The sequence below is a fragment of the Kitasatospora sp. NPDC047058 genome (assembly GCF_040643935.1).
Lineage (GTDB): Bacteria > Actinomycetota > Actinomycetes > Streptomycetales > Streptomycetaceae > Kitasatospora.
In genome coordinates, this window is sequence record NZ_JBEYVJ010000351.1 from 1 (window position 1) to 7,024 (window position 7,024).

The window sequence follows — 7,024 nt, forward strand, 5'->3', positions numbered from 1 at the left end:
GCGCCCGGCGGGCCCGGGCCGCGGGCCCCGCCGGTCACGCGGGGACGGCCGCCCGCTGTGCGAATGCCCCTGCGGGCGGCCCTTCATCTGCCTGATCAGCGGCGTCGGCTGATATCCGGTCAGCCGTCCGAACGGTGACTCCCGCGCTGTTGACCCGCCAGAAAGGCCGGTAATCATGTGATTTGATGTCCGCTGATGATCTTCGGAGCGAAGAACGACACGGGGGTACTTCGATGCACATGCTGAAGCGGCACGGACGCAATCTCGCACTCACGGCCGCGGTGGCCGGGCTCGCCCTGGGAACGGCCGCCTGCAGTTCCGGCGACGGCGGGGACGCGTTCAAGACCAAGGTGGCGCTGGCGCAGTCGGACCAGGTCCTGGACGCGCTGCCGACCCCGGCCTCGCTCCCCTCGGGGTGGCGGCTCGCCCCGGGTGCGAAGCCGCCGAAGGTCATCGAGCAGGCCGAGGTCTCCCGCGACTGCCCAAAGAATCTGTCCATCGGCTGTTCCGGCATCCTCCTGGGCGGCACCGCCCGGTACGAGTTGGCTTCCAACACCGACAACGACATCCGGTTCACCCTGCTCACCTTCGACACCGCGGAGCACGCGGGCCCCGCCTTCGACGCGATGGTGTCGTCCTTCGAGAAGAAGGAGAGCACCGCGCGCCGGATCGGCGTGAAGGCGGCCGCCGACCAGTTGCAGGGCTTCGAGAAGCCCGCCGATTCGAGCGACTCCACGAGTGGGGCCCTCTCCTCGGCCATGGTGCTGCGGGTCGGCTCCGTCGTCGCCCTGATCGAGCTCGACGAGGACGAGCGCGACCACAAGACGCTGCAGCAGTTCACCGCGCTCCAGGCGGAACGGATCAAGAAGGTCCAGCAGGGCGGGAACCCGGACGCCTGACGGCCCCTGGCCCGGCGCGGACCCGGGTCGGCGGCAAGGCCGGTGCGGTTGGCGGGGCCGGTGAGGGTGCCGCCGGCGGAGAGGTAGGCGAGCAGGCGGCGGTAGGAGCGGTTCCAGTCCGGCTCCAGGTGCCAGAGTTCGTCGAGCGCGGCCGGCTTCGCCGTCTGCTCCGGGGTCAGGTTCCCGGCCTTGCGCTGGCGGCGCATCCACGCGCCGACCGCGTAGTCGTCGAGCTTGGCGGTGGCGGGGACGGCCAGGTGGCCGTGCTGGTGGTGGAAGGCGGTCGCGTAGGCGTAGCCGCGTTCCCAGGCGTTGGCGTTCTTCGACCAGATCATGCCGAGGGCGTCCAACTCGCCCACCCGGGCAGGGTCGAGCAGGCCCCGGACGTGGAGGTGGCGCTGGCGGGCGAGCCAGGAGACCGGTTCGGCGTGGGTCGTGCGGTCGGTGGGGCCGAGGTGGCCGTGCTCGATGTGGAACACGGCCGCGACGGCGTGCATCCGCTGCCACTCGGCGGCCCGCGGGTTGAAGACGCGGAGCTTGACGGTCCGGAGGATCGCGGCGGCGTGGCTGCGGGCGTCGATCCGGAGCCACTCAACCGGCGACTCCGGTGCCGGCTGCTGTGCTCCCCCGCCGGGGCCGGGCGCGGCACCCTCCTCGACGGCCTCGCCCCTGGCGGTAGGACTGGCGCAGCGCGCGGCCGACGGCCTGGACGATGTCGATGACCGAGGACTTGGGGTCGGCGAAGACGATCACGTCGACAGCGGGGATGTCGATGCCCTCCGAGAGGAGGCGGGCATTGCAGAGGATGCCGCACACCTCGCCGTCCTCGTACCCTCGCGCGAGCCTCAGGAAGGGGTGCGGCTTCCCAGAGGCGGCGGTGATCATTAAGGTGTGGAAGCTGTGAGCATGCGTGGATCCGGTGACGACCCGTGGGAACAGTTCGTCAAGGAGTTTGAGAAGGACAACACGGTACGGGAGCCGAGTGTCGCCGAACAGGCGAGCCGGCCGGAGCGACGAAACGCGCGACGTCGGCTGCTGCTTCCGGTGGCCGCTGCGCTGCTGGTCGCAGCAGGCGCGGCGGTGTACCTGCTCCGGCCGTCGGGCCCTGCACCGGCCGCACCGCCCGCGCTGGCTGCACCGGCATCGTCCGATCGCTCACCGCACGTGGCGACGCCGTCGATCGGTGCTTCGCCGACGGCATCCGCCGCTCCGGTCTCGGCGATGCCGCTGTCCGTCTTTCCGGCGCAGGTCCAGGGGTACACGCTGGTGGCGGGCGTGGCGCGCTCGAACTGCACCGGCCCGGACACCGTGGCGCCGACCCTCGCCGGGTTGATCACGCAGGGCCACGGCTGTCTCGGAGTCGACCTGGCGCTGTACAAGGACGCCGAGGGCAACCAGTACAACGTGGCGCTGTTCACCATGGCGGACCAGGGCGACGGTGTTCACCTGGTGAGCTTTCTCGGCTCCCACGCCGACTCCTTCCAGGTCGCCGTCCATGTCCCGCCCACGGATTCGGGTCTGCGCCGGTTGCCGGCCGACAGCGGCCGCGTGCAGAACTTCGCGGCCTACGGGCACGGCGTGGTCGTCGGTTCGGCCCAGTGGTCCGACGGCCGGACCGCAGACCTCGACAAGCTGTCCGATCAGCTCTCGCCGCTGACCGACGCTGTCATCAAAACCATTCCCGCCTGACGGAGCGCCCCGCCCCACTCGGCCCTCCGCCGCGCCCTCCTGGGCGCCCGCTGCCGGCGCCAAGTGAAAACTGGTGTCGCGCCCTGCCGGACCGGGCGCACGCGGTGCCCCGCGTTCCGGGCAACGACGAGGGCTGGCCGAGGACCGGCTTGGTGGTCTCGACGCCCACACCCACCTCCACCTGCTCGAGCGGGCCGGCACCACCACCCTGCTGCGGTGGACCGTTCCCGCAGGAGAGGAGGACCCCGAACAGACCAACCGTCCCGTCCCGTTCCACCTCGCCACCGGGGTCGCCCTGATCTGCGGGGACACCAGGCCGGAGGCGACACCGACACCTCGTCGTCACACCTGGAGTCGTCGGCGGCGCGGGAACGGTGGTCCCGCCTTCACGAGGCTTGTGCTGGACTGTCCGACACAGTCCGTACACGACAGTGGGGTGAATGCGGTGCCTCTTGAGGGCGAGTACGAGCCGAGTCCGGCGCAGTGGATCCGCGAGCAGGTCGAGTTGTACGAGAGTTCGGGCGGCACAGAGGGCACGACGCTCTGGGACACGGGCCTGCCGGTCGTCATCGTCACGATGCGCGGCGCGAAGAGCGGCAGGATCCGCAAGATTCCGCTGATGCGCGTCGAGCACGAGGGGCGGTACGCGGCGGTGGCCTCGAAGGGCGGCTTCCCGAGCCACCCGGAGTGGTACTTCAACCTCAAGGCCGACCCGCGGGTGGATCTCCAGGACGGTCCCGAACGCCGGGGCATGACGGCCCGTGAGCTCGCCGGGGACGAGCGGGCCCGGTGGTGGCAGCGCGCGGTCGCCGCGTATCCGCCGTACGCCGAGTACCAGGAGAAGACCGACCGCGTGATCCCGGTCTTCGTCCTCGAACCCGAGCACCCGGCCGGGAGCGGTTCCTGAGGGCCGCTCGACCCGGGCACCGTGCCAGGACGGCCACGCCTCCGGGACGGGGACGGCTCGCCGCCTCGCCGCCCCGGAGGGCGTAGGACGCCCGGTCGAGGCACCCGACGGACCGTCGGCCGGCCCACGCCTCACGCGTGCGGGTGGTACTCGTCCCAGAAGGCCTGCTGGGCCCGTCGCATCTCCTCGCCGGAGGTGAACCAGTGGGTCTCGAAGTACTCCGCGAGCGAGTAGGGGTGCAGCGGATCGCTCAGCATCCGGTGGATGAACTCCGCCGCGGAGCAGTCGTGGCGCCCCCAGGGCTCCCACTTGTCACCGCGCGCGAAGACCGGCCACTTCTCCGGGTCCTGGTCCTCGACCTGCCAGCAGAACGAGTGCTCGGCCGAGGTCGCCGCGAATTCGAGCAGCCTGATCGCGGGCCCGCCGGAGGGAGCGGGGTCGGCGAACTCGGACGGGTCCGCGGTGATCAGACGGAGGGCCGGCTGCGACGGCCCCGGCACGCAGAAGTCGAGGTTGTCGTCGAAGGTGCCGTCGCCGAAGGTCTCCGCGAGCAGCTTGTAGTCCCGGGGAAGGCGGAGGCCGAGGTCCCGCTCGACGGACGCCCAGTCGAAGGTCTGCCGCTCTGCCCGCCAGCCGGTCAGCGCGGCCAGTCGTTCGGCCCACGACGGCTCGGCGGGTTCCTGGGCGGCACGGTGCGCATCACTGTCCATGCCGGGGAGTAAACCGCACGGCACGGACACCGTCCGCGCGCTCCCGTGACGCCGGCCTCTCCCCTGACGTCGGTCTGCCCCCCGGCAGGACGGTCAGGGCCGCCGGAGTGCCGGCGGAGGCTTCACCGCCTTCACCGCCTCGACCAGCGGGGCCAGTTCGGGGTTCCCGGCCGCTTCGTCGAGCGCCTCGCGCAGGGCGGCGTCATTGGTCGGCCGGGCTTCGCGCAGGAGCTTCAGGCCGGCGTCGCTCACGTCGGTGTAGATGCCGCGGCGGTCGGTCGGGCAGAGGTAGCGGGCGAGCAGGCCGCGGTCCTCCAGCCGGGTGACCAGGCGGGTGGTGGCGCTCTGGCTGAGGACGACCGCGTCGGCGACCTGCTTCATCTGCAGGTGCCCGCCCTCGCCGTCGTGCTGGCGGCTGAGCACGTCGAGCAGCGAGTACTCGCGCACGCTCAGGTGGTGCCCGGACTGCAGCGCGCGCTCGATGTGCGCGTCGATCCGGCCGTACAGGAGGGAGAGGGCGGCCCAGCCGTTGGCGAGGGCGGTCAGCGCGGGATCGGTGGCGGTCATGGGCGCGGGCCTCCTTCCGGATGTGCAGGGCTCCAGGGTAGAGCCCGGCCCCGGAAATACCGCCCAAGGCACACATATAGCCCATGCAAGCACTGCCCCACGCCCCGAGATCACGAACAACGAAGACTGCCCGCATTTGCACATATTCCGCGCATGCAACTATTGTCGAAGCTCGTAAGGCGCACTGACAACGCACGGAGGGTTGGCGTCATGCCTCTCGCGCTCCTCGCCCTGGCCATCGGGGCCTTCGGGATCGGCACCACCGAGTTCGTGATCATGGGCCTGCTGCCCGAGATCGCCGGCGACTACGGCGTGTCCATCCCCACCGCAGGACTGCTCGTCACCGGTTACGCGGTCGGTGTCGTCCTCGGCGCGCCGCTGATGACGGTGCTCGGCACCAGGATCAGCCGCAAGACGATGCTGATGCTGCTCATGGGCCTGTTCACCGTCGGCAACGTGCTCTCCGCGCTGGCGCCGACCTTCGGCGTGATGCTCGCGGGCCGCATCGTGGCCTCACTCGCCCACGGCGCGTTCTTCGGCATCGGCTCGGTGGTCGCCGCCGAGTTGGTCGCCCCGGACAAGAAGGCCGGCGCCATCGCCACCATGTTCACCGGGCTGACCGTCGCCAACATCGTCGGCGTGCCGCTGGGCACGTTCATCGGGCAGGCCGTCGGCTGGCGCACCACCTTCGGCGGCGTCGCCGCCCTCGGCGTGGCCGGCCTGCTCGGCATCGCCCGGCTGGTGCCCGACCTGCCCCGCCCCGAGGGCGCCCACCTGCGCCGGGAGCTGGCCGCCTTCCGCAACGTCCAGGTCGTGCTGGCCATGGCCATGACGGTTCTCGGCTTCGGCGGCGTCTTCGCCGCGATCACCTACATCGCGCCGATGATGACCCACGTCGCCGGCTACTCCGACGGCGCGGTCACCTGGCTGCTGGTGCTGTTCGGCGTCGGCATGTTCCTCGGCAACCTCACCGGCGGCAGGTTCGCCGACCGCAGGCTGATGCCGATGCTGTTCGTCGGCCTCGGCGGGCTCGCGGTCGTGCTCGCCCTGTTCACCGTCACCGCGCACAGCAAGGTCCTCGCCGCCGTCACCATCCTGCTGGTCGGCGCCCTCGGCTTCGCCACCGTCCCGCCGCTGCAGAAGCGGGTGCTGGACCAAGCACACGGCGCCCCCACCCTGGCCTCGGCCGTCAACATCGGCGCCTTCAACCTCGGCAACGCCCTGGCCGCCTGGCTCGGCGGGCTCGTGATCGCCGCCGGTCACGGCTACACCGCCCCGAACTGGGTCGGCGCCGCCCTCGCCGCCGCGGCCCTCGTCCTCGCCCTGTGGTCCGCCGCCCTCGAACGCCGCTCCCCCGCACGCGAGCCCGCAACCGCCGTCCTCCCCACCCCCGTCCCCCACTGATCCCTCCGCACGGCCACTCCGCACGGTGACCCCCGTCCCGGCAAGCCCTACGGGCGCTTCCGGGGCGGGGGCCGTCGGGTTTGCCGCCCGGGCCGGCGGGCAGCCGCCGAGGTGCGGAGCTTTCGCGTGGAATCACCACCATCCTCCCCGCCGGGTTCCTCACCAGCGCCCGCGCCCCGGACCGATTCATCGGCAAGGAGCGCCCGGCACCCACCGCCGTCGTGCCGTCGGAGGACGGCAGCGAGACGCGGCCACACCGCCGGGCGCCCGAGCCGCAGCGGCACGGGGCGGCCTGAGGCGTGGACGGCAACGGCCCAGGTCCCCTCCCGGAGGCACGTCATGACCAAGTGGTCCGTACCGCTGATCTCGACCACGGGTGACCACCTCCTGGTCCCCGCCGACCAGGTCACCCGTCTGTTCCGTCAGCTCGCGGCCGACTGGCAAGGCGCCGCGGACCAGGACCGGACGGGCCTCGATCCGGAAACCCTGCAGGTCCTGGCCGGCGTGCTGACCGACCTCGCCGACCGGATCGACGTCGAATGCATCGCGTTCGCATCGGACCCCGGCGCCTGACGGACCCCGTGGCTGCCCGGCGCACACCGCGTCAGAGCCCCCGGAGCGCCTCCCCGCTCAGGTAACCGGTTCGGGAGCCTCAGGTAACCGGTTCGGGAGCCGGCCCGGGCCCGGGCAGCGGACCGGGCTGCGGATGCGGACCGGGCCCCGGGGCGGGCGGCGGCTGCGGGTCGGGCCCCGGCGGGGGCGGCCCCGGCGGAACGGGATCCGGACCACCGGGCGCGGGTACCGGCCCGGGCAGCGGGCCCGGCTGAGGGCCCGGCCCCGGCACCGGC

8 protein-coding genes and 1 pseudogene are annotated in these 7,024 nt (G+C 72.2%); 5 read left to right on the forward strand and 4 right to left on the reverse strand.

Translation table 11 applies throughout. From position 1 onward, the window contains the following. The first annotated feature begins 233 nt into the window (after positions 1–233). A complete protein-coding gene (locus ABZ885_RS32440; protein WP_360196615.1) occupies positions 234–899 on the forward strand; it encodes a hypothetical protein in 666 nt (221 codons plus the stop codon). Positions 900–1,066: 167 nt separating this feature from the next. Here ABZ885_RS32440 and ABZ885_RS32445 read toward each other — a convergent pair. Together ABZ885_RS32445 and ABZ885_RS32450 are read right to left on the reverse strand one after the other, a co-directional pair. Beyond that, positions 1,067–1,480, reverse strand: a pseudogene (locus ABZ885_RS32445) (helicase associated domain-containing protein); the annotation flags it as partial. Between the two features lie 10 nt (positions 1,481–1,490). Beyond that, positions 1,491–1,784, reverse strand: a complete 294-nt coding sequence (locus ABZ885_RS32450; protein WP_360196617.1) for a helicase-related protein — start codon at positions 1,782–1,784, stop codon at positions 1,491–1,493. A gap of 6 nt (positions 1,785–1,790) precedes the next feature. On the opposite strand from ABZ885_RS32450, the gene ABZ885_RS32455 reads away from it, so the two are divergent. Further along, positions 1,791–2,588: a hypothetical protein gene (locus ABZ885_RS32455; protein ID WP_360196620.1), complete on the forward strand. Its 798-nt coding sequence runs from the start codon at positions 1,791–1,793 to the stop codon at positions 2,586–2,588. Positions 2,589–3,033: 445 nt separating this feature from the next. Beyond that, positions 3,034–3,495, forward strand: coding sequence for a nitroreductase family deazaflavin-dependent oxidoreductase (locus ABZ885_RS32460; protein ID WP_360196623.1), 462 nt, complete (start codon positions 3,034–3,036; stop codon positions 3,493–3,495). Between the two features lie 131 nt (positions 3,496–3,626). On the opposite strand, the gene ABZ885_RS32465 is transcribed toward ABZ885_RS32460, so the two are convergent. Next, a complete protein-coding gene (locus ABZ885_RS32465; protein ID WP_360196626.1) occupies positions 3,627–4,205 on the reverse strand; it encodes an SMI1/KNR4 family protein in 579 nt (192 codons plus the stop codon). Between the two features lie 93 nt (positions 4,206–4,298). Beyond that, positions 4,299–4,772, reverse strand: coding sequence for a MarR family transcriptional regulator (locus ABZ885_RS32470; RefSeq protein WP_360196629.1), 474 nt, complete (start codon positions 4,770–4,772; stop codon positions 4,299–4,301). A gap of 210 nt (positions 4,773–4,982) precedes the next feature. On the opposite strand from ABZ885_RS32470, the gene ABZ885_RS32475 reads away from it, so the two are divergent. After that, the gene (locus tag ABZ885_RS32475; RefSeq protein WP_360196632.1) at positions 4,983–6,176 is read left to right on the forward strand and encodes an MFS transporter; all 1,194 of its coding nucleotides are present in this window, start codon (positions 4,983–4,985) and stop codon (positions 6,174–6,176) included. Positions 6,177–6,515: 339 nt separating this feature from the next. Then, complete coding sequence (locus ABZ885_RS32480; protein ID WP_360196634.1) at positions 6,516–6,749, forward strand: DUF6213 family protein; 234 nt, start codon at positions 6,516–6,518, stop codon at positions 6,747–6,749. The last annotated feature ends 275 nt before the right edge of the window (positions 6,750–7,024 follow it).

Bases quoted from the DNA above. Each gene is read 5' to 3' on its own strand.
- ABZ885_RS32470 (WP_360196629.1), bottom strand. From the start codon at position 4,772: ATGACCGCCACCGATCCCGCGCTGACCGCCCTCGCCAACGGCTGGGCC.
- ABZ885_RS32465 (WP_360196626.1), bottom strand. From the start codon at position 4,205: ATGGACAGTGATGCGCACCGTGCCGCCCAGGAACCCGCCGAGCCGTCG.
- ABZ885_RS32440 (WP_360196615.1), top strand. From the start codon at position 234: ATGCACATGCTGAAGCGGCACGGACGCAATCTCGCACTCACGGCCGCG.
- ABZ885_RS32450 (WP_360196617.1), bottom strand. From the start codon at position 1,784: ATGATCACCGCCGCCTCTGGGAAGCCGCACCCCTTCCTGAGGCTCGCG.
- ABZ885_RS32475 (WP_360196632.1), top strand. From the start codon at position 4,983: ATGCCTCTCGCGCTCCTCGCCCTGGCCATCGGGGCCTTCGGGATCGGC.
- ABZ885_RS32480 (WP_360196634.1), top strand. From the start codon at position 6,516: ATGACCAAGTGGTCCGTACCGCTGATCTCGACCACGGGTGACCACCTC.